Origin of the sequence: Gilliamella sp. B3367, assembly GCF_026536825.1 — a bacterium.
Taxonomy (GTDB): Bacteria; Pseudomonadota; Gammaproteobacteria; order Enterobacterales; family Orbaceae; genus Gilliamella; species Gilliamella apicola_E.
Genome location: NZ_JAFNNJ010000002.1, coordinates 160,081 through 186,541, shown reverse-complemented (window position 1 = coordinate 186,541; position 26,461 = coordinate 160,081). Strand labels below are relative to the sequence as shown.

26 protein-coding genes are annotated in these 26,461 nt (G+C 34.2%); 4 read left to right on the top strand and 22 right to left on the bottom strand.

The annotated features are described in order from the left end of the window. Positions 1 to 27: 27 nt before the first annotated feature. Complete coding sequence (locus J3U23_RS03865) at positions 28 to 5,013, top strand: DNA repair ATPase (protein ID WP_267338534.1); 4,986 nt, start codon at positions 28 to 30, stop codon at positions 5,011 to 5,013. Between the two features lie 402 nt (positions 5,014 to 5,415). Here the strand turns inward: J3U23_RS03865 and J3U23_RS03860 are convergent, their stop codons facing one another. The 21 genes from J3U23_RS03860 to J3U23_RS03760 form a co-directional block, all read right to left on the bottom strand. Beyond that, positions 5,416 to 5,598, bottom strand: coding sequence for a hypothetical protein (locus tag J3U23_RS03860; RefSeq protein WP_267338533.1), 183 nt, complete (start codon positions 5,596 to 5,598; stop codon positions 5,416 to 5,418). A 448-nt stretch (positions 5,599 to 6,046) separates the two neighbouring features. Continuing rightward, positions 6,047 to 6,658 carry a tail fiber assembly protein gene (locus J3U23_RS03855; RefSeq protein ID WP_267338532.1) on the bottom strand — a complete coding sequence of 204 codons (612 nt, stop codon included), beginning with the start codon at positions 6,656 to 6,658 and terminating at the stop codon, positions 6,047 to 6,049. Between the two features lie 13 nt (positions 6,659 to 6,671). Beyond that, a complete protein-coding gene (locus tag J3U23_RS03850) occupies positions 6,672 to 7,730 on the bottom strand; it encodes a phage tail protein (protein ID WP_267338531.1) in 1,059 nt (352 codons plus the stop codon). Beyond that, positions 7,723 to 8,313 carry a YmfQ family protein gene (locus J3U23_RS03845; RefSeq protein ID WP_267338530.1) on the bottom strand — a complete coding sequence of 197 codons (591 nt, stop codon included), beginning with the start codon at positions 8,311 to 8,313 and terminating at the stop codon, positions 7,723 to 7,725. Before J3U23_RS03845 ends, J3U23_RS03850 begins: the two co-directional genes overlap by 8 nt. Beyond that, positions 8,304 to 9,371: a baseplate J/gp47 family protein gene (locus tag J3U23_RS03840; protein WP_267338529.1), complete on the bottom strand. Its 1,068-nt coding sequence runs from the start codon at positions 9,369 to 9,371 to the stop codon at positions 8,304 to 8,306. Before J3U23_RS03840 ends, J3U23_RS03845 begins: the two co-directional genes overlap by 10 nt. Continuing rightward, complete coding sequence (locus J3U23_RS03835; protein WP_267338528.1) at positions 9,364 to 9,777, bottom strand: phage GP46 family protein; 414 nt, start codon at positions 9,775 to 9,777, stop codon at positions 9,364 to 9,366. The genes J3U23_RS03840 and J3U23_RS03835 overlap by 8 nt, the downstream gene beginning before the upstream one ends. A 54-nt stretch (positions 9,778 to 9,831) precedes the next feature. Next, positions 9,832 to 10,395, bottom strand: a complete 564-nt coding sequence (locus tag J3U23_RS03830) for a phage baseplate assembly protein V (protein ID WP_267338527.1) — start codon at positions 10,393 to 10,395, stop codon at positions 9,832 to 9,834. Between the two features lie 24 nt (positions 10,396 to 10,419). Then, the gene (locus tag J3U23_RS03825) at positions 10,420 to 11,454 is read right to left on the bottom strand and encodes a phage baseplate assembly protein (RefSeq protein ID WP_267338526.1); all 1,035 of its coding nucleotides are present in this window, start codon (positions 11,452 to 11,454) and stop codon (positions 10,420 to 10,422) included. Beyond that, complete coding sequence (locus tag J3U23_RS03820; RefSeq protein ID WP_267338525.1) at positions 11,451 to 12,821, bottom strand: DNA circularization protein; 1,371 nt, start codon at positions 12,819 to 12,821, stop codon at positions 11,451 to 11,453. Before J3U23_RS03820 ends, J3U23_RS03825 begins: the two co-directional genes overlap by 4 nt. Further along, a complete protein-coding gene (locus J3U23_RS03815) occupies positions 12,821 to 15,109 on the bottom strand; it encodes a phage tail tape measure protein (RefSeq protein WP_267338524.1) in 2,289 nt (762 codons plus the stop codon). The genes J3U23_RS03820 and J3U23_RS03815 overlap by 1 nt, the downstream gene beginning before the upstream one ends. 148 nt (positions 15,110 to 15,257) lie before the next feature. After that, complete coding sequence (locus tag J3U23_RS03810; RefSeq protein ID WP_065563249.1) at positions 15,258 to 15,557, bottom strand: phage tail assembly protein; 300 nt, start codon at positions 15,555 to 15,557, stop codon at positions 15,258 to 15,260. Further along, positions 15,557 to 15,919 (bottom strand): phage tail tube protein, encoded by a 363-nt coding sequence (locus J3U23_RS03805; RefSeq protein WP_220226171.1) that lies wholly within the window; start codon positions 15,917 to 15,919, stop codon positions 15,557 to 15,559. Before J3U23_RS03805 ends, J3U23_RS03810 begins: the two co-directional genes overlap by 1 nt. After that, a complete protein-coding gene (locus tag J3U23_RS03800; RefSeq protein WP_267338523.1) occupies positions 15,919 to 17,418 on the bottom strand; it encodes a phage tail sheath subtilisin-like domain-containing protein in 1,500 nt (499 codons plus the stop codon). Before J3U23_RS03800 ends, J3U23_RS03805 begins: the two co-directional genes overlap by 1 nt. After that, positions 17,408 to 17,593, bottom strand: coding sequence for a DUF2635 domain-containing protein (locus J3U23_RS03795; RefSeq protein ID WP_220226173.1), 186 nt, complete (start codon positions 17,591 to 17,593; stop codon positions 17,408 to 17,410). The genes J3U23_RS03800 and J3U23_RS03795 overlap by 11 nt, the downstream gene beginning before the upstream one ends. Then, a complete protein-coding gene (locus J3U23_RS03790; RefSeq protein ID WP_220226174.1) occupies positions 17,583 to 18,227 on the bottom strand; it encodes a hypothetical protein in 645 nt (214 codons plus the stop codon). Before J3U23_RS03790 ends, J3U23_RS03795 begins: the two co-directional genes overlap by 11 nt. A gap of 491 nt (positions 18,228 to 18,718) precedes the next feature. Continuing rightward, positions 18,719 to 19,072: a hypothetical protein gene (locus tag J3U23_RS03785; protein WP_267338522.1), complete on the bottom strand. Its 354-nt coding sequence runs from the start codon at positions 19,070 to 19,072 to the stop codon at positions 18,719 to 18,721. After that, a complete protein-coding gene (locus J3U23_RS03780) occupies positions 19,069 to 19,509 on the bottom strand; it encodes a D-Ala-D-Ala carboxypeptidase family metallohydrolase (protein WP_267331484.1) in 441 nt (146 codons plus the stop codon). Before J3U23_RS03780 ends, J3U23_RS03785 begins: the two co-directional genes overlap by 4 nt. Next, positions 19,509 to 19,817 carry a phage holin family protein gene (locus J3U23_RS03775; RefSeq protein WP_267330257.1) on the bottom strand — a complete coding sequence of 103 codons (309 nt, stop codon included), beginning with the start codon at positions 19,815 to 19,817 and terminating at the stop codon, positions 19,509 to 19,511. Before J3U23_RS03775 ends, J3U23_RS03780 begins: the two co-directional genes overlap by 1 nt. 363 nt (positions 19,818 to 20,180) lie before the next feature. Next, a complete protein-coding gene (locus J3U23_RS03770; protein WP_267338520.1) occupies positions 20,181 to 20,591 on the bottom strand; it encodes an antiterminator Q family protein in 411 nt (136 codons plus the stop codon). Positions 20,592 to 20,753: 162 nt separating this feature from the next. Then, positions 20,754 to 21,407, bottom strand: coding sequence for a hypothetical protein (locus J3U23_RS03765; RefSeq protein WP_065563240.1), 654 nt, complete (start codon positions 21,405 to 21,407; stop codon positions 20,754 to 20,756). Positions 21,408 to 21,409: 2 nt separating this feature from the next. Then, positions 21,410 to 22,159, bottom strand: coding sequence for a hypothetical protein (locus J3U23_RS03760; RefSeq protein WP_220226177.1), 750 nt, complete (start codon positions 22,157 to 22,159; stop codon positions 21,410 to 21,412). Between the two features lie 423 nt (positions 22,160 to 22,582). On the opposite strand from J3U23_RS03760, the gene J3U23_RS03755 reads away from it, so the two are divergent. After that, a complete protein-coding gene (locus J3U23_RS03755; protein ID WP_065734440.1) occupies positions 22,583 to 23,278 on the top strand; it encodes an XRE family transcriptional regulator in 696 nt (231 codons plus the stop codon). Between the two features lie 562 nt (positions 23,279 to 23,840). Next, positions 23,841 to 24,113 (top strand): hypothetical protein, encoded by a 273-nt coding sequence (locus tag J3U23_RS03750; RefSeq protein ID WP_267338519.1) that lies wholly within the window; start codon positions 23,841 to 23,843, stop codon positions 24,111 to 24,113. 211 nt (positions 24,114 to 24,324) lie between these two features. Here the strand turns inward: J3U23_RS03750 and J3U23_RS03745 are convergent, their stop codons facing one another. Continuing rightward, the gene (locus J3U23_RS03745; RefSeq protein WP_141677483.1) at positions 24,325 to 24,609 is read right to left on the bottom strand and encodes a hypothetical protein; all 285 of its coding nucleotides are present in this window, start codon (positions 24,607 to 24,609) and stop codon (positions 24,325 to 24,327) included. Positions 24,610 to 25,563: 954 nt separating this feature from the next. Here J3U23_RS03745 and J3U23_RS03740 point away from each other — a divergent pair. Continuing rightward, the gene (locus J3U23_RS03740) at positions 25,564 to 26,442 is read left to right on the top strand and encodes a tyrosine-type recombinase/integrase (protein ID WP_267338518.1); all 879 of its coding nucleotides are present in this window, start codon (positions 25,564 to 25,566) and stop codon (positions 26,440 to 26,442) included. Positions 26,443 to 26,461: the final 19 nt, after the last annotated feature.

The window sequence follows — 26,461 nt, the reverse complement described above, 5'->3', positions numbered from 1 at the left end:
TTCAGTATTATCTTCAACGAGTAAAACATGTCAGAAACCCAAGATCAGCAACAAACATCAATTGATAAAGCAGTCGCGGAAGGCGGAGCTTATGAAATTCTTCGTAAACGTTTAACCTCTTTAGGACAAGAACTTAATCAAAAGACAGAAGCTCTAAATCAGGAAAGGCTATCTGAGTTTGGTAAAAGTGACATGTCCATTATTAGCCGTATTCGTATTAGAACGGAAAATAACTGTGTAGCACGAGATATTGTTCGCTTTGGTGATTGGTTGTTGTTTGGTTATAACGTCTATTTAGGATTAAAAAAAGAAACCAAGATAGAAGATGTATTTTCACTTTATCAATTAGTTGAACGTGATAACAATTATGAAGCTGATCCGGTTGATCTCTCAAATACATTCTTAAATATAGATCGATTTATACAAGACTTTAATGAACTTTATACTTATTATAAAAATGCTCAGTTACTTCAGCTTGTTGAACGTGATGGAAAACTTCTTGCTAGTTTTCAAATTGGAGAACGAATTAGTGATATTCGTGTATTTCGATGGTCTATATCTAGCGATAAAAAAACAATTGAGTATATAGATAATCGAGGTGAGCGAGATATCGCACTACCTCCTGCCTACGATTTTGAATGGATCGAAACAACACGTGAAGATATTGTTAATGGGCGATTTCCCCATATCAATGTTCTTGATACAGTATTTGTTGAAACCATTGGTGGTGACTTAACAATAAAGTGTGAAAATAATACTAATGATGGTTTAGGAATTTATCGAGAAGAGGTTGTTGATAAAAATCAATCAATTAATGATGCTAAAATAGAATATGCAAAAGTTGGTTCATTAATCCTATTGAAAATTCTCCCTTACCGCGAAGACAATTGGCGCTATTTAGTTTATAACTCGCTAACCCAGCAAGTCCATCGTATAGATTTTATTGGTCAATCATGTATTCAACTTCCAGAAGATCATGGAATTATATTTCCTGGGGGATATTACTTACAAAATGGAGATTATAAAACTTTTGACCAATCAATGTCAGGTATGCGTTTCAGACGAATTCGCCGTTCACCAAATGGTGAAGATGTTTTATACATTTTCTATGACCCAAGCAATGGGCGACTAGCACTGTTCAATTATAATATGATTGAACGCAAACTAGATAACCCAATTTTAGGTCATGGCTACGCCGTTTTTGAAGATGGTCGAATGGTCGTTTTTGAAGGAGAAAGTGATGAGCCAACTAGAGTTCATCCAATGCAAATTTGGCAAACTCCTTTTTATAGTGATGAATATGCAGCACAACAACCGACAAATAATAGCTTCCTCGGAAAAATAGGTAATGCTGAACTTGTTCGAGGAATTTCAGATCTGTATTTTATCTCGCGCGAAATCGATAACCAGGCAGTCTCTTCACAACTCTATAGCAAACTAAGTGAAGATACAAAACGGCTCTTTGATAATTACTTTTGGCTCAATGACGAGAAACACCTATCATTCTCCCCTATTCTTCGTAATATTTCACAAACGAGTGAATTAGTTATAGATGAGTATGAAAAAGTCGAAAGCATTCGACGTCAATCCGAAAGCGCTATGCGTGAGGCAATTTCTAATCAACAAGATTTATTAACCAAGCTTTACCCTGATAGCTGGCAAGAAACACAAGAATTTGTTGATGCATTAAATGCAATAAAATTACAACTAGGCAGTTTAGTCACATTAAGAACTTACCGATACATTGATTTAGACCAAATCGATGAAATGGAAAATAAACTAAAAGCTAGACAAGCTGAGGTTTCATTAGCTACTGCTGAGTTTTTAGGAAGTGATAAAGCATTAGAGCCATTCAATATAAAAATTGGCGATATTGAACAGCAAATTACCAAAGCAGATACTGTTGCAAAATTACTTGAATCTGTTGAAATAACAGAAACTATGTCAACTGATTTAGATATGCTTTCACAATTGATAGCAACCCTAAAATTTGATGACGTCACATTACAAACTAAAATCATAGAATCAATAGCTGAAGTCTATGCAAAACTTAACCAAACAAAAGCTAAAATCCAACAAAAACGAAAAAATTTAGCTAATGTTGAAATGGTCGCTCAATTTGGTGCTCAATTTAAATTATTTGGGCAAAGTATTGCCAATGCCTTGAGTATGGCAACAACACCTGAAAAATGTGATGATGAGCTATCTCGTCTTCTAGTACAACTTGAAGAGCTTGAAAATCAATTCAGTGAAAGTGAAGAGTTCCTTAATGATATTCTGGCTAAACGAGAAGAGATATTAGAATCATTTGAAACCCATAAACAATCACTACTTGAAGATAGAACAAGACGAACAGAAGCGTTACTTACGGCTGCCAATCGAATTTTAGATAGTATACCAAGAAGAACGGCTAAATTTTCTGATCAAAATGAGTTAAATGCTTTTTTTGTTGCCGACGCTTTAGCTTTAAAAATTCGTGAAATAGTCGAAAAATTAAGAGCACTTTTTGATAATGTCAAAGCGGATGATATTGAATCTCGTTTCCAAAGTGCCAGAGATCAATCAATACGCGCCTTACGAGATAAATCAGAAATCTTTGAATCTGGCGGAAATGTAATCAAATTGGGGCCAAGACATAAGTTTAGTGTCAACACCCAAGAGCTTGATTTAACCATTGTACCAAAAGAAGATCATCTTTATTTGCAATTAACGGGTACTGATTATCAGGAAAGAATCAATCACCCTAAATTAGAAAGTTATAAACCTTTCTGGTCAATTTCATTAGAATCCGAATCGCCTAGTGTTTACCGTGGTGAATATTTAGCATATTCAATAATTAATTCAGCGCTTAAAAAAGAGCATGATTTAAGTTATGACGATTTAAAAAATCAATTAAACCAACCTGAGGTATTAGCTAAAACAGTAAGAGATTATGCGTCAATGCGATATCGTGAAGGCTATGAAAAAGGGATTCACGATCACGATGCATTAAAAATATTAGCCAAACTGATTCCGCTAGGTGAAGCGGCCGGTCTATTACGCTATAACCCTTTAGCCCGAAGCTTAGCTATCCTTTTTTGGCATCATAATCAAAAAAGTGATATTGCCAAATTATGGCCAGAGCGAGCCAAAACTTGTAAAGATATACAGGCGTTATTTGGTCATGATGAAGGTATAAGAAATCTTCAAACAGAGATGTCTTTTGAATTAACCCAATTTTTAGAAAAGTATCCTATTCAACATGAACAGTATCATGTAAAACAAGCAACTGAATATTTAAGCTATATATTAGCCGAAACACCACAAGAATTTACGTTAAGTAAATATGGCCACTATCTATTTGAAGGTTTAAAAGCCCGCCTAGAGGAATCTCATATGTGGGGTGATTTTAACCAATCACAAAGCAATCTTCAAAAACGACTTGCCGATCGCTGGATTCTAATCGAAAGTTGGTTTAAAGGTCTTTGTACCCTACCCCAATATCAAAAACTATCAGACTATATTGCTGAAGCTTTAGTATTGTGTATGTTAGATAAAGAAAGTAGCATTACGCTGGGAATTAGCGAGCTTGAGCTTGATATTTCCGTCAACGATTTACTTGGCGATCATCCAAGTATAATTCAGGGAGTGTTGAATATTAATCTTGATGATTTCTTTAGTCGCATGCGTAAACAGTCCAGAATTATTATTCCGGAGTTTCAGCATTATCAAAGTCTTCGTCAGGAAGTACTCGATGAACAACGTGATCTTCTACATCTGGAGGAATTTAAGGCTAAACCATTAAGTTCGTTTGTGCGAAACAAACTCATTAATCAAGTTTACTTACCTATCATTGGTGATAACTTAGCTAAACAAATGGGAACGGTTGGTGAAACTAGACGTACCGATTTAATGGGGTTATTACTGCTTATATCTCCACCGGGTTATGGTAAAACGACATTAATGGAATATGTTGCTAATCGTCTTGGATTAATCTTTATGAAGATTAACGGACCGGCTTTAGGCTATAGTGTGTTATCTTTCGATCCAAATCAAGCACCGAATGCAACTGCCAAACAAGAGTTAGTAAAACTTAATCTAGCGCTTGAAATGGGAAATAACGTCATGCTTTATATTGATGATATACAGCACACCAATCCGGAATTCTTACAAAAATTCATCTCCCTTTGTGATGGTTCACGCCGAATAGAAGGTGTTTGGAAAGAAAAAACTAAGACCTATGATCTCCGAGGTAAAAAATTCTGCGTTATTATGTCAGGTAACCCGTATACTGAATCAGGAGAAGTATTCAAAATACCAGATATGTTGGCTAACCGTGCAGATATTTATAATTTAGGTGAAGTTCTTGGTGGTATGGATGAAGTTTTTGCTTCAAGTTATATTGAAAACTGCTTAACTTCAAATCCAATTCTAGCACCACTTGCGTTACGTGACTTAAATGATCTTTATCAACTCATTGACCATGCACAAGGCAAGCCACTTAATAGCAATGAATTAAGTTATGCTTACAGCCAAGCAGAAATCAGTGAAATTGTTGCAGTACTTAGTCACCTATTGAAAATTAGAGAAGTGGTATTCAAAGTTAACCAACAATACATTGTTAGTGCTGCTCAATCAGATAAATACCGTACAGAACCACCTTTCAAACTTCAAGGTAGTTATCGAAACATGAATAAACTTGCTGAGAAGGTTTCTTCTGTTATGAATGATGATGAACTTAATCAAATCATCAACGATCACTATTTAGGTGAAGCTCAACTATTAACTAATGGTGCTGAAGAAAATCTTCTTAAACTCGCTGAAATTCGTGGCGTATTAACTGATACACAAACTAAACGTTGGCAACAAATCAAAGCTGATTTTATACGCAATAAAACTCTAGGTGGTGATGAAAGTGATACCGGAAACCAAATTGTTACGCAATTGGCTGACTTAGTGCAAAGTGTACAGGCTTTGCAGTTATCATCAAATAAAAAACCGAAAAAAGAGAAAAGAAATACAAAAGGTAAATAGCGAATTTTAATTATATTTTATTATTTAGGAAAAAGGTAATTAAAATAGGTCAAATCCACATTAATGATAAAAATCCGTATAATAAATAGGCAAAAATATAACAACTTATTGGTGTGATTATCAATAAAATACCTAATCTTCGCATAATTTTGGTTTTAGCGAAGCATAAAATTATTAGACCAATTACGAAAACTAATAAATAAACCCACCAAAACATAAATAGTGACAATAAAAAAAAACCTACTCCATTTAAATAAATCATTTAATTAACTCCATTAATTATTGTTTTTTCTATTTTTAACCTTTTCGAGTTATTTACCATAATTGACTAATCCGACTTTTATTTCAGAAGCTTAAGAAGACAAAACGATACTGGGTATTAATTCATCAAGCCCAGACAAATTAAATCAGGATATCCTTTTTCATTTTAACACCCCAACATTGCATAACTGGTTTATTGGGGAAGTTATTTGCCCAATCTGGGATAAAATATGGGGTAGTTTCTAATTGGGAAAGATTATGAACAATAAGTTTACTGGTATCATCATTCACATTAATTGATAAATAATATTCAGACAGTTGCATTACTATTTCAAAATAACCAATAGTATTGAAGCCAAATTTTTACACTAAAATTCAAAATAATATACCGTTTAAAATACCATAGGGATTTCTTAACATAATATTTAAAGATAGGTTTTATAGGTTTCGATTATTTTAACACTTTTTGCGATCCAAGTCCCTATTCTTCACTTCAATTCACACACCAAAAAGTATTAGTTTATGATGAATAAAACTAACTAAACTTTCATAACATGATCACAATACACGACACAAAAGCAATTTACATACTAACCGATCCAGATAACGATTCAATTTACGATTGCGAAAATGATTCGTACCTGATTTTCCCATCTCTCGACATTTATAATGACTGAAGGTGTTTTTATCAGAATGACAGATTAAATAAAGTCGGAATTTTTAGATCGTATAAAAATGCGGTTGAGTATGTAAAATTGCTGATTGATGGCATTTAGTTATTCGGTTTTTCAGGCCAGTCGATATCAGGTGCGGTATTAACATCTATCTGATTTAACTCAAAACGATATTTTTTCCATTTTTTCAATATTTCAACTTGTTGTTCTGTAGCTATTTCAGAGTCAACAGCATCTTGAAAATTGCTGATTTCATTATTAGCTTCTTTTAGCAATTGTGATTTTTGTGATTGAGCAATCGCTATCTCATATTGATGTTGTTTGTCTTTATCTAGTACCCATTTTTTGCCGTTCCAGCTATCAAATTCGGAATTAGGTTTTAATAATGTAAACCCTGCTGGGATATCGCCAATATTTTTCACGGTTGATTCTGCGCCAGTTTCTGTCGAGTAAATTGTTTTACCACGATAATCGGTTGGGTATGTCCATTTATCATCTTGGCGTACAATTGCATGATCATCGTCTACTTTTTTTGGTGCGTCTAAATATGACTGAGCAGGCAATCCAACGCCGACAGGCAGAAATTGATACGTTGCCCCCAAATATTCGCCAGTTTGAGAATTAACATTGTAAACAATAGCCCACCCAGCCGATGCTGTTAGTCCATTTTCATCTAAAATAGCTGTTTCTGGTTGTAATTGATATTTCATTGTAGTCTCCAAATTATTCTGCTCTAACTATATACATAAATGCGATATTGCGCGGGTGGTTATCGTGAGAAACCGGGGTGACTCGAGATGCGTCAAAAAAAGCTGCTGGTACGTTTATTTGTTTTTGATAAATACCTGAACCATTTGACGAATAAATGGTGTTGGTAGTCCCCACGATCGGTCGCATTCCAAATGCCCCCGATGTTGACGCTGGTTGAGATAGCACGCCCGGCGATGCCAGAGGCCAAAATTCAGCTCTAATATTACGAATGGCATCAACCTGCCAGCTGAATATACCTCGCCCAGGATCTACACCTCGCCCTGCGTCCCACCCCCTAATAAATTCCCCACGCAGGTCTGGTAATCGTCCATTTGGGTAGGCGGCCGCTAATCGAGGATAGTCGCTTGTGTTAAATGGTGATCCGTTACATTCAAACCAGCCAGCGGGCGGGGTTGCCTGCGGCCATGGCATGGGAACGCCTACGGGAACGCTTCTATTGCGAACGAACCAATCTAGATTTGTAATTCGCTCAACTGGTACATAGCCTTCACATAGCGACCCATCAGAATTAAATCCCCACGCCGCTCTATTTGTTACACGATTATACATTGCGATAACGCCGTCATCACGTACAAACAAAAAAAATCGTTTATCGTGAGAATGTACCCGGGATTCATTAGAGCACAACTCAAATTTATCAGAAATATCGCCGATTCTATTATGTGCATTGTTAGCATTTGTAATTGCTTTCGCCGCATTATCATTAGCTTTTTTAACAGCCAGAGGTGTAGCCGCTTCGGTTTCTGATTCGCTGTTAGTTGATGAGTTAAGCTTTACACTACCTTTACTGACAAACTCTTTAATAGCTGTGGCAAGTTGATCATGTTTTGTTTTATCAAGCACGAAACCTGCTGATTCAATAGCATTAGCAATTTCCTCTTGAATCGAATCACAATAAAAATAATCAAGTTGTGTTGCTGGTGTACCAGTTTGTGGATTTCCCCTAGTAAACCCATTTTTTCCTTGCCCAAATTTATCTTTTTGGGCTGTTGGTGTGTCAATTCTATGCATTGATTACTCCGTATTTAAAAATTACATAGGTATGTGATGGGCATAATTTGTCAATTATGCATTCGATCTGTTTGTCACTCCATTCCCTTAAATATGAATCACAATGATCCTCACATGTCATTTCTGTTATTTTATAATTGTGGGGAATGTTAATAATCCAGTAAAAACGCCATTCTTCATCATACAAATAATCTTCGCATGATGATTCACATGTAAAAACATCATTGTTATAGTTAGTGATAGTTGCATCTGGATAACCGTTGATAGCTAATAGATTTAGATAAAAATCTTTATTGATTGCTCCTGTCAGATTTAATTTAGAATCTAAACGATTTCGACGAGTTGTTAACGTTTGAAATAACTCTGAATAACAACTATCAGGTAAACCACAAACTTGCTCATATCTGTCAATAAGTTCTGTTGTAGTTCGCGGATCAATTTCTCGCATTAGGTCATCAACTCGATGATGTGTTTTTGATAATGTTAATGCTAATGATAAAAGTATTGGCTCTTCTTTATCCCATGCTGGGCCGTATGGTAATAAATGACTAACCATACTTTGATATTGTTTTTCTACATCCATTCAATATTCCCCAATACTGCAACTTCATTTTTTTCTATAAAAATATTTTTATTTGGGTACATTAATTCATGCGAATATTCACCAAATGAAGAACTGATTACTTCACTTATACGAGATCTAAATAGTGTTGATTGTGGTCTTCCTTCGCGTAGAAGAAATTCTTTTAACTCTGCTTCTATTTGATAACGAATTTCTGGGTTGTCTGGGGTTACTATAATTTTAAAATCAATGGGCTTAGGGAGAGGCGAAAAAACGATTAACCTAGAGCCAGCAACAGGTGCTAGAGGTTCAATGTGCTTTTTGATATTTTGAATTGTGGTATTGTCTAAAATAGGATTAACAGGATCGCTATTTGCAACCATCAAACCTACGCTACCAGTACCGGCCCAATGACGATAACACCAAGCCCTTGTAACTCCTGATATTTCTTTAGCCCATTGCACATAATCCTGATCTGCTCCACTTTGAGGGGTATAATACCACCTATCTATAACTCGTTTTCTGAATGTTTCTATATCTTCAACATCTGTACCGCTTTCAATAGAATCAGCGAAACATGTTGATGATAGCCCTGTAACCGGTGAAATCAGTGACATGCTTGTGCCATCATCACAGTTCCCTTTTTTTCCAAGTTCATCACAGATTACAGGCACTCTTAAGATATTATTTGCAGATGTTATTGTCTGTGTAACTGTATACATACACTGATCAACTTGGCGTCTAACTTTTTGATCTTTTTTGATAATAATGCCGTCTGATACTTCATCAAACCTAATATAGCCAACCGCAGATGTAGGTTGTTTTCTATAGCAACGCTTCATATTGCCATGCCGAATTAGCCAATTTTCATCAGCTTGATCAGGTAAAATATTTTTTGCCATGTTTTCTATATAACCCAATAATATATGAGTCGCTCCAGCGATAACACGCCCATAAACTTCAGGATCATTGCGTCGTAACGATATTAATTCATCATCAATAGCTAAACGTGCATACAAATCATTGCGAATAGTTGTGATTAAATCTGGTAAAGTCGGTCTTGAAAATTCACTAGCCATTGATTTTACTCCAAAGGTTATCAAACCTATATTCTTCATTACTTCCATCTTTTTTAAAGATATTAATAGTAGCAACTAAAACAGTTAAATCGATTCGCTTAACAGAAACATCGATACGTGATGCCAGCCCATCATTAATCATCCATTGCACAGCTTCTTTTATATAAATTTTTGCAAAGTTAGCTGTTTGGTTATTTAATTTTGAACGGGCTAATAAATAAAGTCGTGATCCGATTTTGTCATTAGCGATACTAGGATATGAGTCACCCCACCAGCCATATGGATGATCTGAATCATCACTGGTATTTTTTCTGCGCCAAGTGAATAAGGAAATTATTAGCGCACGATATAGCGTATTTTGAATATCAGTTGGATTGGTATTTTTGCCATTTACTGTCAATATCATTTTTTTTACTCATGAAAAAACCGTCATTAGACGGTTTATATAGTGAAGTGTTAATTACTTTAATCGTTGATTAGGAACCTGCGTAATGGAGTTTGTTTCATTATGAGTGTGCCCATTATAAATGGTTCTAATATCTGAAATAGTGCTGGTTTGGTCTTCAATTTCACCTGTAGATTTTAATAACGGTGTAGCAAAATTTGTCCCAACTGATGCTTTAACAACTAAGTTTTTGGTATTTAGTTCTATTGCATCATCAGCATTCACAATAAATTTTTTAGTTTTTACATTAATTTCATTATTGCGATTAAAAATAATGTAATCACCTTCATCTGTATAAATGGCTACTTCACCCTGCTTAAGCGACTTAATTCGATAACGACGATCCCCTGCTACTAATATTACACCATGAGACTTATCACCGTCTAAAAATAATGCAACGGCTTCAGCTCCATCTAATGGCCTTGAAGTAAAACCATAAGACTCTATTTGTTCTATATCGCTTTTCTGCTCTCCACCAGACATTTTTATTTGCAATGTTTGGCATTTACTTCCACTGTTACTAGATGTTATATAACCACGTGAAACCAAATTCATTATTTTATTTAAAACTTGTCGCATTAAAACACCTCACAAGTATCTGCTTTAACTATTTTTTTTCTTTTTCTCAGGTAAATATGCCTCGACTGGACCAACCTTCAATTCACACAGTGTTCCGCGGCTACTTAAACTATATTTAACTTCGGCAATAACCAGTTTTTCACTATCAAATCCCAATAGAGGATCATCAACAACTACCATTTGATTAGGTTTCCACAATGACCCATCACCTTGTCGCCAGCCTTGAATGGTATAAGTCGCTTCTCGGGTTTTACTCGCTCTTAACGTTTTTTCCATTTCACAGCGTTCTTGGCACGTACCATTATTTGAATCCCCTGACTGTTTAATAATTAGAGGGCGATAACGAATAATTTCTTCATCCTTAGATGAAGAGCTGACTGAAGAAAGCGTTGCTTTTCCAAAGTTTTTATCATCACCAATGCTCTGTCCAGAAACAAAATAATCTGAATAGCGATCTTTAATACTTTTTTCAGCATCTCCTGAGAGAATATTAGCACCAAGGACCAATGCAGTTTTTGCCTCATCTGAACCAATATCACCAATAACTAGTTGTCCTTGTTCATCATCAAATACGATAATCTGTTTCATGCCCATTATTTTGCTAATAACATCGAAAACAGTATCACCCTGATCTGCCTGAATGCTTAGAGAACCTGCATCAGTACTTTGGTTAAATACATTTAGTTTGAATGGCTCAACTAAATCTTGTATCACTTGTATTGTTGAACTATTACTATATTGTTTTGGTAATGCACTACAATCAACACAATCAGCAGTTTTACTCCTACCAACGATGCCCATAGATAACGATCCTGCATCATATCGAATCGGCAACGATTCAATATAACCAGTTAAAACAACATCATCATCAATAAACACCTCAACAAGATCACCGTTTTTAACAGCTATTTTAGTTTCTAAATTTTCTCCTGATGAAGGCCATTGACGGGTGATAGTGACATTAAAATCTCTTGCCAGTCGTTCAATACCTGCCGAGATACTAATTTCAGTCCATCCTCCGAAATATTTGCCATTAACCTTTAATAAAACATTATTCATGGTTTGGGTACTCTTAGTTCTTTAACCGGAACGAATCCAGGATGAAAAATACTGTTGCGAATCGAGATATCCTCACAACGTGTAGCATTGTTATAGAGATAGTGAGCTAAAACTAAATCAGGCAACACCTCATTAGGGATATAGACAATTGTTTTTTCTATCTTGATTAGGCGAGCATTGATATCTTGATTTACTGCGGCCTTTAATTTTGCTAACGCAATGTATAATCCATCATACTCCGTTCGCGATAATTCTTTATCAAATGACTTATTGATGGACTCCTTGATATCCAACAAATCATCAAATGAAATGGTATTATGTTTTTCAACTGTTGATGGTGTTGATACATGTGTGCTTGTTATATTAGTAGTTAAATGACTAGTTGGTAACGTATGTTCTTGATCAAAATAATTCTCTTTTTTACCTTTTGTTGACTCTAACGCCACAGGAGCAAAAGCTTGTTTTCTTTTATCTTCAACTTGTTTAGGTAACGATGCAATTATTCGTGATACTTCTGTAAGTGCGGTAACTCGAATAGCAGTATTAATCAAGTTTTGATTTTTCTTTCTTTTTTTGGTGGATTTGCTATCAGTTGACCAAATTGCACTCGGAAAAATGTTTTTTATAAATGATATACCATTAAACACCTTTACTCTTGCTATTAACCCGTTTATAGAATTGGAAAATTTTGTCGCACTATGCCACACCTTTCTGATTGAGTTAAAGATTGATGAACCACCCGTTCCGAGGATAGGCGATAAATTACCATTTAGGATTTTAACTGCATCATTAACATACGGGGTTATTGCATTAAAAGCATCGGCTATGTCATTTAAAATTGACATGGTGTTATCAAGAATACTGTGCTGTACAAAATCAGGCGCATCAATTAAGTCAAAATCCTCAAATGCATCTAAAAGTGCTTGATCTACATTATCTGCATTTTCTTCTACTATGTCATCAGTCGCTACTGAAGAATCGGGGAATATTAACTCACCAGCTTCGACAAATGAAAATGAAATTACACTCATTCGACCGTTTTCAACTGAATTATTTACTGTTATTTGCCCTTCTATATTAACATTAAGTTCACCAAGAAATGGATGAATTAACATTCCTGAACCTTCCTGTTCAATAGCATTAACTAATTTTTCAGTTTGTTCTTGATAGTCATCCCCAATTAAAAAAGCTTCTATTTTATTTTTACGTGCTGAACGCCCCATATCTTCAGTATACGGTATATCTCTAAATGGATATTCATGAGTTTGATTACGCCGTCCAAATTCAGATGAGGTGCTTCTAACTTGAAACCCTACACCACGAAAACTTGCTGGAAGCAAATCATTCAACCAACTTAGATTTATCATCAACCTCTCCCTAAATTCGCATACGGATTCCAGCCAACATCTGTTTTCATATTAAAACCTGATGCTTGTTTAGTTTCTTTTACTATTGTACCTTCGGGTGCATTCTCAAACTTCACAACAAGTTCGCCATTACCAACTGTATTTGAAAATTTATTAATTGGCATTTGAGGTGTTTGATAATAAGGATAATTATCCATCAGCTTTGTTACTTCTTGAGGTAAGCTCGATGTATCAATATTAACCTTTATATTTTTTTTATCATCACCGAAAAGAAATTTCCACACATTCAATAACGGTTCAATGCCAGACTTAACGTTATTCCATAACTCTTTGAAGAAGTTTTTGACACTATCCCACATTTTAGGAATCAAATCACCTGCTGCTTCAAATGGGGTTATGAATACATCAAAAATAGGCATCAGACATGGCTTTATAGTTTCCCATAAACCACTGAAAAACTTACTGACAGCTTCCCATGCCTTTACAATTATTTCACCACCTGCTTTGAATCCCGCTATAAAGGCGTCAATAATAGGCATTACAAATGGTTTGATAAATTCCCATAGCCCACTAAAGAACTTACTGACAACACTCCAAGCATTAACAATGAAAGAAGCCCCAGCTTTTAAACCTTCAACAAAGAAATTAATAATCTTCATAACATAAGGTTCAATTGTTGACCATAAATTGCTAAAGAATTGACTAACAATTCTCCATCCATTTACAATCAATGCTGCTCCATCTTTGAATACTTCAATAAAATCATTAATAAATGGCATAACGTGAGGTTCGATAATTCCCCAGAGCCATTTAAAGAATTGAACTATTTCATCCCAATATTCAATAATTAAACCAGCTGCTAATGCTATGGCGCTCATAGCAAATCCAATTGGATTTGCTTTCAAAGCAGTGTTAAATCCTATTAATCCTATTCTTGCAAAATCAAATGCTTTTTTTAATTTCAATTTAGCTATAGCTAATGCCTTTGTGAACCAGATGTATCCCTTTGTTATACCAGTTGCTATTGTAAGGGTGTTAGAAACTGCGCCAACAATAATATTTACACCCGCACATGCAATACGAAGACCAATTAACCCAATAACTGCCATTGCAACCATTTTTACCAGTTCAGGATTTTCTTGAATAAAATGACCAAATTCAACCACTAGCGGCTGTAATTCATTTAAAAGCTCTGTAAATGCAGGTAATAAAGCATCATTTATCGATAAACTAATATTAGTTAACGCATTGTTAAAAAGCTGTAATTTATTAGCCGTTGTATTTGAACTCGAATCATATTTTTTTTGCATCGAACCAGCATATTGTGCTGCATCACCAACTCGGTTAAAGTTAGTTTTTAACAAGTCCATATTGCTAAGCAATGGAGATAAAGATTCAACATTTTCCTTACCGAATAACATAGTTAGCGCTGTTGTGCGTTTATCTGCTGACATATTTCCCAAAGATTCAAGCACCTTCATAATCGTTCCTTCGGCATCTTTTTGCATGCCTTTGGCTATTCGTGTTGATGTGAATCCCAATCGTTGTAATACTTTTTGTTGTTCTGCTGTAGCTGCCTTACCTGATGTTAACGTCAGCATAAAGTTTTTAAGGCCAGTTGCTGCCTGTTCTGTATTTGTACCTGTTGCAATAATGGTTGAACTTAATGCAGCTAATTTATCAGCACCAACACCAGATTGTGCTGCAAGAGTACCAATTCGTGAAACAACATCAGAAATATCTTTTGCGTTTACATTTTGTGTATTGCTTAATAGATTGATTTTATCTGATAAGCTAACTACCTCTTTTTGTGTCAATTTTAAAGACGTTCGCCATGTAGCCATTGTAATACCAGCTTCCTCAGCAGATGTCTCAAACGCGATCCCCATTTTTATGGCATCTTGAGCAAACTGTATTAATTCATCCCTTGGAATATTTGCACGACTTCCCTGTGCAACAATAGAAGCAATATCTTTAGACGCAATTGGTAAACGTAATGACATTTCGCGAATATCTTGCCCCATTTCTTTAAATTGTTCTGGCGTATCAAAGTTAATCACTTCTCTAATATTTTCCATTTTTTCTTCAAATGCCATGGCATCCTTCATTCCTTTGACAAACATCGAAGAAAAAGGAAGATCAGTAACAGCATTCTTTAAATTAAGTTTCCCAAAATCTGATTTACTTAAGTTTTTGTGAAATTCTTTGAATTTATTATTCATTTTATTTAAATTTGGTGACAGTTTATCAACACCTATCACTAATTTTTTTGAGTCAAAGTCTGCCATTATGATTTCCTACTGCTTTCTATGCGGTTTGCTTGTTCGACTAATTCAAATACTTCCGATAGTGAACGTTCTTCTAAGATGTGAAATGGTGACAATTGCCAGTACTTGGCTATATCAAAACAAAGGTTTACAAGATATTCTATTGTGATTATTCCGGTGTCACTTCTCCCTCCACTGTAGTCACTTCCTTCGCCTTTGGGCCAAAGAACATCATGATTTCACCGGTAATCATTAAAAAATCGTAAGGTGTAAGTTGTTCGACGGAGCTGGGTGTAACGTTACCTAGTGTAACGATATACTCAGCAATTTTTTTGGGATCCCCAATCATATTACTATCAAATGGAAAGCCTAATTTTTTAATATCCTTAACAGTTGGTTCGTTAAGTTCAAGTACATGTAATTCGTTGCCATGAGCCATAATAGGCTGTGATAATTTGATTTCTTTCATTATTGATAAAATCCTTCTTGACCATGAAATTCGATTTCTGCTGTACCTTCTTCTGCGTTGTGATTTACTTCACCTTCAATCCATGCGTTTGACAGTACATAAACTTTTCCGTTGGCTAGTTCTGCTGTAACTGTCATAGAATCACTTGAAACTAACATGTCTATAGGAAAATCACCTGGCACTTTAAATGTTCCTTTAATGTAGGGAGCACGAAATGTTTCTTTATAATGAACACTATTATCTAACCCTAAAATACTTTCTTTAACGTTAGTATTCATTGGGACTTCTATGCCGCCGGTTAATGACAATTGAAAAGAATCAACTTTGATGTAAGTTGTTCCTGAAATACGTTGTTGTGTCATTATTTTTTCTCCTCTGGATATTGCAATCTAAACTGTGCTAACACAGCAAAAACACGTAATTGATTAACGAGATCGGGTGGAAATAATACATCCAATCGGTTAGGATCATTGATATTTCGCTCAACAATTAAGTTCTTCTTAAACACATCAAAATTTTCAACTAATCCCATTAATTCTAGTTGACGATAAGTTGCGTTAATTTCAGCTTTAGCAACCGCCGGTGTAATAATTGCCTGCCCAGCACCAAATCGAGTACCATCGTTTGCTAGTTTATGTCGTGGATATTTCGATGTAATCACACTGCGTAATTTACGTAACACATATGCAAGCGTATGCAATGTTTCACTATCAAGATAGCTATTATCAGCAATACCATAACTGTTACGTTGATATGTAGTGATATCTCGTTGAATTAATAAATTACCACTTGAAACATATGCCGTAGCAATACCGTGACTTAGCAATGATTGTTGCTCAGTTAGTGTAAACTGATTACTATCAGAAGCTGGTAATGCACCATTTAACATTCCAGATTGAGTTGGACGTGCAGGATCATTACGAATAAAAATAGCATTACGAGCAGTGCGCATTGCGATTAATTCATCAAGTCCTGTTTGAACCCTTGATTCATAGCCTGCAACGCTAATATGTTGATAATTCAATTTATCACCAAATTCGACTAATTCTGTCAAATTACCTTTTTTAGCGGTATAAGCATGTCCATACAATTGGCGCGCATAGCTCCAACGTCCTGTAGTGTCATCCATCTCATGATTAAATGTAGCTAAAGACGATAGGTCATTAAATGGGAATGCTATAAAATCAAGTAATTTGTCGCCCATAGCTGCAATAACGGGGGTTAAATTAGGGGTACCTGTTCCTCCGCTCATTTGATTGATAACAATATTTAAACCATCAGGAGTATCTTCTCCTCCGACTGTACCATAATAGTTAAAACATAGAGGAATATCATTGCCACTCAACCCTTTATTTTTGGCTGTTAGCGTAATTGTGCTATTATTTAAGACCGCGGTGACAGGTAAATCAAGATGAGTATTAATCGCATTATGCAGTCCATTTGCTATGATTTCTGCACTATCAGAGACGGTTACTTGTGATTGAATTTTACTATTACCGATATAGAGACTTAATGTTCCTGTTTCTTCTGCAGTACCTGATATTTGAATAGTACCAGTCGCATTCGAGCCAGCTGTAGGTTCATCTACCGCGATAACAAAAAGCTCGCCAAAATTATCAATATTACGATAGGATTCTACCATTCTTGATAATTGACTGCCTCGCCCTGCAAGTTTTTTAGCCTGATCTGCAGATGGCATAATAATTAACTTATTACGTTCAATGCTACTATCAGCTAACGGATAAGCAATAATTAGTGAAGCACCGTTATCTTGAATAGTATTGGCCGCAGATGAATCTACTTCCGCATAAAATAAAGGAACCTTTATATTGCTAGGAAAATTGTTAAAACTAATTGTCATTTTTAGCTACCTTTTTTTCTTGTTTCACTTTGATGTTTGTAACTTCTTCAACATCATTATTTGTCAATCGTCTAGCCCAGTACTGGTTATACTCAACATTACGACCGTCTACTGGTAAATAATCCCCATTATTGGGGTCATATACCTGTTTATTATTGACTGGTTTAATTATCATTATTATCCTCATAGATATTGTTATTTAAAAAAGTTATTGTTACTCCTGAGTCTTGTTCATTAGCTGTACCCGAAATGGTATCAAAATTGCCGATATTTAACGGGTTATATAATGGAGGTTTGGTAATACCGGGATTATTTGGATCAAATTGCCAATCAGGAACGGGGATGGGATTATCAGCAACTTTCAAATCAAAATATTGCCGAGTATCTTCAAAGCCAATTTCACGCACCGAACTGAAATTAAATTGATAACAAATTCTATCTTTATCTAAATCGAGTAATTTTCCACCATCATATTGAATTGGATAATGAAATGGAGTTAGTTCAAGACCAAGTAAAACTTGCCAAAGTTCAACTTTGATATTCTCAACAAGATCATATATTTCTTGTTTCCCTTGCTCTCCTATCAGCTTTAATACAACAATAACTCCAAAACTCTCTGTTACATTTTGCCAATAATCTGTTTTTGACTTATTGTTCTGCGCTTTATCATCTAGTGGAACAACATAAGCAGCTGGTAGTTCTGAAAATGTCGTATCTTTAACAGATGAGAATTTTGCAATCCAACTAACTCGCCCTTCAAAACTTAGGCCAAAATGGCGTAATGTATGGACGACATGAGATAATTTCATTGTTTAACCTGCATAATTTAAGGTGTTTTTGACATGCTTTTATTTGCTATATGTAATTTTTTATTTAATTCTTCAATCATAAAGTTTGCACTTGAAGTACCATTAGCAAAATCTCACCAGCCTTTACCACATTTCTATTTAGCTTTATGAGACAACAAACTTGAGCCACTACAATTCAACAATAACCTATCAGTTAACATCGCCACATCGTTTCTTTAATTATTTGTCAATTTGATCCAATGGGCATTTTTGAAGTTAGGTCCATGTATATACTTACTTTTTTGAGTAAATAGAAGATAGTTATATAAATTAGCTGAGTAAGTCATAATTTTATCGCCGTAATACTCAATTAATACGCTATTTATTGATCAGTAATTTGTTTGATAGCCCTTTTATCTAAATTACACTTCTCAATGACATTTAATAAATGCTCGTTATATCGTAAGCTATCACCAAAAGTCATGGGATTAGGTGGTAAATTTGGTAAGCAGTCACTTAATAGATTGGCTGGTATCGGTCGATTCACGTATGCCTTTCGCTCGGTTGTACAAGCTTGCAGAAACAGGCATAGGCACAAACTGCTTAGCACAATCATTATCTTTGAGTTGCTCATTAATTTGCTCCTGCCGTTCTAGTGATTGATTTTCTAGTTCACGTTTTGATAATTCGTTGTCTGCGATGATTTGGTTGTTTCTAGATATGGTTTGCTCTAGCTGGTTAATTTGATTAGTTAGCTCGGCATTAGCGTTTTTTAATCGTTTTTTTTCTTCAAAATTGTTATAACAAAAATAAATAGCAAAAGTGATAATAATAAATGATATGCCCAATATCTTTTCATTATTCATAGTAAACCGCTCCTATAAATAGTTTTACCACCTTGCTTAACGGCTGTTAATACTATTTGTCGGTTATTGTTAGGACTAAATCCTATGTGTACCCATTGATTATGCTCTTGGATAAGTTTGTCGAATTGAACACCAGCATCAATCAATCTTTGACATATTTCTTTAGGGGTACCATATGATGAACGAAAATCAACCGCTAAGCCCTTAGTATGAGCGCTTGTTGAGACTCCGCCTACTCTTGCATTTAATGCAGGACAGCGATATCCAGAGGTGATAATAATTGGTTTATCTAATGCTTTTCTAACAAGTTCTAGCTTTATGGCTGTTAACTGCACATTTGGCATTAAATTTTGGGGTACTGAATTATCAATTTTTAAACGACTAGCAGTTAATGAACGTGTAAATTCTTCTAGCGTGAAATGTTCAGTTAATTTCATTAATCATCTCCTTTGGCTTTTCTTATTAATCGTTCTTCTAACGCCTTGATTAACGCTGCACCTGACCATCCAGCTAAGCCAGCTATACCTCCTGCTAACTCAAAGTCCCAATTAAAATAACTTGCGGCTAATACAACAAGCGTTCCAGCAAATATAGATATAAATATTTGCGCAAATAGCACCCCAATATTAAATTTATTTCCATTTAGGAACTGATAGCAATAACTTGATAGAGAACCAAGCAAAGTAACAAAAAATAAATACACAACAACAGTCCAATTGACATTGTTAGGGTCTTTTATCGGCATATTTAAATCTTCTTATTAGTTATGAGTGGCAGCATACTAGATGAATGTGAGTTATGGCTGAGTCTAGCATTGCTATCGATTCAGTGATGAGCAAATAGTCAAAATATTGATATAAAAAATATAGTAAACGGAAATAAATTGAAATAACTACAACAGAAATAAAATCACAGTTAGTATTTCATTAAATGAGGTTGGCAAAAAAGGAATCAAGCTAATAGCTAGCGTATTGATTATTATTTTTTCTAGAAAAAACAGAATAATATAGATATAAAAAAACCCAACTAATTAGCTGGGTTTAACTATATGCGTTCTAAACCGCATTTTTACCTTATTATATATGCGCATTTGCGCAAAGTCAAGCGGTTATGCAACTTTTTTAAAATATTGATAAATATTTCCTCTTATAAACATCTCGGCTTGATTCAATAAATTAATGATATCGTGTGGACGCTGCCCAATTGCTTTTGCCTGCGAGTTACACGAAATACCTCGCAGATAATATGCGGTCAATACAATCCATTGAGAATAATTGTCATTTTTTAAAATCAGTACCGCATTATCAACAATTTCAGCTTCATCTTCTGTTAAATATTGGCGATAATCAACATCTGTTGGCGCTCCCAAAAAAACAGCCGATTTTGAAGGATATTCAGTTCCAATTCTTTTCAATATACGCGTATTTTTCCAGGCAGTTAAAATATCTTTAGTTTCTCTCATTACTCTCTCCCTACTTTGCCAATCTTCATTCACTTTTGCCGTTGTTTTGTAATTCATTTCAATATTAACCCCTTCGATTTGCTTACATTGTTCCGAATGTTTCGTTTATTGACTTGCTTTACAGATTTATATTTATTTTTTGCTACATTTGCTGTTAATCCTAATACACAGCCTATTACTATTTTGTTAAACATCTAATAAAGTCGCTATTAACAAAGGCTAATCAGTTTTAATACAAGTTCTGCTTTTTTTTAACATCTCTTTAATGTTAGCGATATGCTCCATACTCTTTGCTGAAACTTGATCATCTTTAAACTCAAGCATTGCGATCGTGTTTTCTGGTTTAGGCAAATAGCAATTAGCTTTTTCTGGTGTTAATAAACCAATGAAAACAGCACGATTAATTGCATCAGCACGTTTTGTTTTATCGCTACCAAGTGATACAAACACCTCTACATTTTTGCCATTCATCATTGATGAGTTAACTAAACGTCCATAAGCTTCGATAAAAGTTCTTCTTGCTCCAATTTTGTCGCCATTACGATAAACAAGTTCAGCTTGTGCCCATGCCTTTGCTATTTCCTTAGTCCAAACTAAAGTATTAGTTTCATCACTAGCAAGTATTGCTATTGCCCATGCCTCATCGGGTGATAAATGGTTATTAGGACCACCCATTAAATTAATTAAATCAGCAGGCTTCGGCATAAATTCACTTTTACGCACCCATACATTGGCTGCTCTGCGCAATGAATCAATTGGGTATTGACTAAGTGTTGACCAATAAATATTGATTTTAGTTGTACTCGCTTGCTGTCCGTAGAGTTCAAGAAGTCCACCAATAATTGCTAAAAAACCATCTGAGATTTTTGCCATAATCAGCTCCTCATACTCTCTAAGACAGCTCGATTACGTTCTGCAAGAGTCATAAATCTTGATTGAGAGTGATTCGATTTTTTATAGTTCCCTGCATTACGTAGCCAATTATTAAATGCAGCGTTCCAATCAATATATTTTTTCCCATTAGCCAAGCAATAATCTTTAAACTTAATAAATTCAGTATCCAAATTGACATTTTCATTTAGTGCTATGTTTCGATGATGATCGTTGGGTTTAAAATCATTAGGCAACTCCCGTTTTTGGGGTTGTGGTTTATCCGCAATAATATTTGTAGTATTCTCTGTAATAGTCTTTGTTGTAATCTCTTGAAATAACGAACTCGACTTTCTAGCCTCCCCGAAATCTACGATGTCTACTTCGGGGTGATTACTTTCTTCATTTCGCGGTAAATGATTAATAGATTTGGCGAAATTAGCTAAAATTTCATTGACCTTTTTATTGTCAATTTTGTAAAAAGTTTTATGATCTAATCGCTTTTCAGTAATTATCAAAACGCCTTTATCTTGTAGTTTTTTTATAGCTGTTCTTTGTTCGTTGTGAGATAAACCAGTTTCTTCCTCAAGTTCATCGCGCGTTTTATACACCCCTAAATCAGATATAGCTTTATCTTGCCAATAAAATAATTGAGAAAATAAAACAGCTGCATTAACACCACCTAACGGCTTAGCCATTTTTGGATAATAGGCGTTGGGTCTTCCTTTCAATTTCAATATTTCAACTATATTCATTGTTTTACCTCAAAAATATTCAGCAAAATTGCTATCATTTTTATAAATAATTTCAGTCACTATTTGGTAATTTATTAAATCGTGGATACATGCCTTTAATCTAACAATCGGATAAATTTTATGTTTGTGCTGAATTGATTGTTTTATCACTTGCAAGTGTTGTAAGGTTTCGAACGCATTGACTTTAGTTTTTAATGTGTCCATACCCCCTTTTGTGTAATCTAATAGTGATTTTTTATCTCCTTTAACTTCCTAAAATATGGATAGCTTTTGCAGCAGTCTCAATTATTATTCTTTAAATCTAACGATAATATTTATTATCAATAATAACCAAAGTTATTGGATAAATCAATAACTATTGTTATTTGATGAGTGATAACTTGAGTTATATAATTAAAAAATTAACAACCCCGAGAAAAAAGCATGACTACATTTACAGATAGATTAAATTTGGCATTAAAAGAATCTGGGATGTCTCAGCATCAACTAGCCGAAAAAGTAAAAATTAGCCAACCAGCTATTCAAAAATTGCTTTCAGGAAAATCCAGTACATCACGAAAAATATTAGAAATCGCTAACGCATTAAACGTTGATCCTATATGGCTAACAAAAGGTGTTGGTAAAGCCAAAGTAAACAAAAATAAGTCTAATGCGACAGTATTAGGATCTATCGAAGATTGGGATAGTAAAACACCGCTAGATGATGATGAAATTGAAGTTCCATTTTATAAGGATGTACGGCTAGCAGCTGGTGATGGTTTCACTGATGATATTGAAGATTATAACGGATATAAATTACGCCTATCCAAATCAACAATGCGGAAATATGGCATTGATAAAGAATGCACTGTATGTCTAACTGTCTATGGAGACAGCATGGAACCTGTATTTAGAGATGGTTCTACAGTAGCAATCGATCAAGCTGATACATATGTTAGAGATGGCAAAATCTATGCAATCAATCACGATGGATTATTAAGAATAAAAATTTTAGAAAAAATGCCTGGCAATCAAATAAAAATCAAAAGTTATAACATTGGCTATGATGATGAAATAGTGTCTCAAGATGAAATAACTATTTTAGGCCGTGTTTGGTGGCAATCGTCTATATTGGATTGATAATAAAGATATAACAATAACCGCTTCGGCGGTTTTTTCATACCTAAGACTAGCATTAACCTATCAAGATCCCCTCACCCAACAACCTTTGATAACTTTATTTTAGGTTTGATAACTTTTATTATTGACATAATTAATAACCTAAGTTATCATTTATCACATCAAAACCAATCAACTTAACAACAAAGTTAAACAAGACTACGAGTTATTTAACTAGTTAACGAGATTCAAGTAGCTAGCTGGGGCATATGAAAGTACAGCGGTTTTGATAACAATCAATTTGCCGCCTAATATTTCTAGACAATTTTATAAAGAGTGTCTACTAGTATTCAAAGCTCGGAAAGGCGACATTTCAGCTCCTTTGCCCTATTTTGAGGGCTTTCTCGAGGGTAATATGACTGATAAAGATTTTGTGAATATGAAAATCAAAGATAGATTTCATAAGGATTATGAGTTAACAGACAGCGAAATAAAGTTTGCCCTCTTTTGCACATACTTCGTGATTTTAGGTGGATTATTTGGCTTTTTCTACTGGATGCTACAGATTGCTACGAGGTGAGTTATGCAGTTACATAAATTGGTTGAAAATGGTTACGAAAGCGCTTACTGCAATATGTTAAACAATATTGAAATGCAAGATGCCATGGAAGAATGGATTGAAAGCCGAGCCGAAGAACTAATTAAAAACTTTGGTAACGACAATGACTGGCAAATTATCGAACAGCTCAAAATCAAACTTGAAAGTAAAAGTATTGATGATGATATTTATAACCAATTTATCGTTGACATCTGTTATTCGCAAGCTCGCTTTGAATATAATAATCAATCATATTAAGAAATTTAATAAAGATTAATTATCCCATATAAAAAAGTTAAAGCTCCTAAATATTATGCTAATAATTCCGTCGTTAAGGAATTAAATTTGCAATATTTAAATATTAAATAGGGTTAATAAAAAGCGTAAAAAAATCGAACCAAAATTAATAACCAGGCAAATTCAGAACGACGATTTTATAGATGACGGACTTTTGTATTAGATTCTTTTTTTATTTTGTTGTATCAATAGGTTTTACGCCTGAACAATCACTTTCTTTTAAGGTAATCATAAACAAATATTTATTCTCCTCGGTAGAGTATAAATATTGAAAAATTGCGCCTTTTTTTAATAATTGTTTTATTTGATCATTAGTACAACCATCATTTTTTATTTGAGAAAACAGAAAATCACGGAATTTATCAATTTCACTTTTATCTATCTCATTAAAATTAATTTTTTCAACAATATATCTATAAGTTAATGTATTGTTTTCTGCATAAGATGTGGTCAACATAGTAAATTGATCTAGACGAATTGGAGTGCGTTCATTCAGTGACTGAGAAATCTTAAAGAGTTGGCCACTAATAGACCTTTAATTAAATAGATCAAACTGGTTAACAAAAAAATAGCAAACAACTGAAACAATAATACTTAAGATAATGTTTCGAATTTTTTTAATACTCAATTAATACTCGCTTATAAATTCTAATAATTTTGAAAATGATAATATGGATAAACGAATATTATAGAATTATCAATACCGTTTATAACATTCATTTTATAATATTGATTTAATTAAATTAATGCAATTATTAATTATTAAAATTTATTATGACGTAAACACTTTAAATAGTGTGATAGAGTATGTAAAGATATTAAGGATTAAACTTAAGACTCGTTGATTATATATAGCTTTAATGGCGTCCCCTACAGGATTAAATGCAAAATAATATATATTTGATTCATATAAATTTTTATATAAAATAAAAATAATATACCGTTTAAAATACCGTAGAGGTTCATTAAAATAATATTTAAAGATAGATTTTATGTTTTTTGATTATTCTAACACTTTCTGCGATCCACTTCCCACAATTTCACTTCAATTCACACTCCAGAAAAATATTAGTTTATGATGAATAAAACTAACTAATCTTTCATAACATGATCACAATAAACTATACAAAAACAATTTACATACTAACCGACCATGATAACGATTCTATTTACGATTGCGAAAATGATTCGTATCTGGTTTTCCCATCTCTCGACATTTATAATGACTGAAGGTGTTTTTATCAGAATGACAGATTAAATAAAGTCGGAATTTTTGAATCGTATCAATATGCGGTTGAGTATGTAAAGTTGCAGCTTGACAATTTATTTAGTTAGTTAACTACAGCAAATTGTAAATAATATAGCGAAGTCTACAAATTTTAGTGCAAAATAATAAATTTTAGGATGCACTATGTTATTTCTATCTAGACTATTCAAATCAACAAAACCTCAAACAGTAAATAACTGGCTAGATGAATATATAAAAATTCTCGATGGACGCAATTTAAAACCAAAAACGATCGAAATAAAAACGTATTTAATAAAAGTTATTCGTCAAGAAATAGGAAACAATCCCCTCTCTCAAATAACCCCACCCGATATCACAAAATTAATTAAAATCTACACAGACCAGGATAAAGCACCTTCAGCAAAATGCATGTATCATCTGCTAAAAGACGTGTTTCGTGAGGCGTACGCTCACGGTTGGAATGACAGAAACCCAGCTGAACCAATCAAATGCCCCACAGTTGTGGTCAAACGTTCACGGATGACGTTAGGTGAGTTCAAAAAAATATTAAATGAGGCAGAAAAAACAGGAAATAAAATAATGCATGACGCGATGAAGCTCGCACTAGTTTCAGGTCAACGTCGCTCAGATATAGCTGAAATGAAAAAATCAAATGTTAAACGAAATTATTTATTAGTTGATCAGTATAAAACAGGTGCAAAGATCGCGCTACCTATAAAATTAGAGTGCAAAAAAATTGGCACTAGTTTACGAGACATTATTGAATCAGCCGATAATGATTTTTTAGTCAGTCGTAATAATGAAAAAATAAAATTAGACGATATAACGCGTCAATTTTCACGATTACGCGATAGAGTTTTTAATCGTGATTATTGGACGGGAACACCTACCACGTTCCATGAAATTAGATCGCTGTCAGAGCGTTTATATAGAGAACAACGAATTGACACAATGACATTACTTGGACACAAATCTCAGCAAATGACTGATAAATATAATGATAGTCGAGGTCGTGAATATAAAAAACTGAGAATAAATTAAACCTATTTATGTGGTAGGT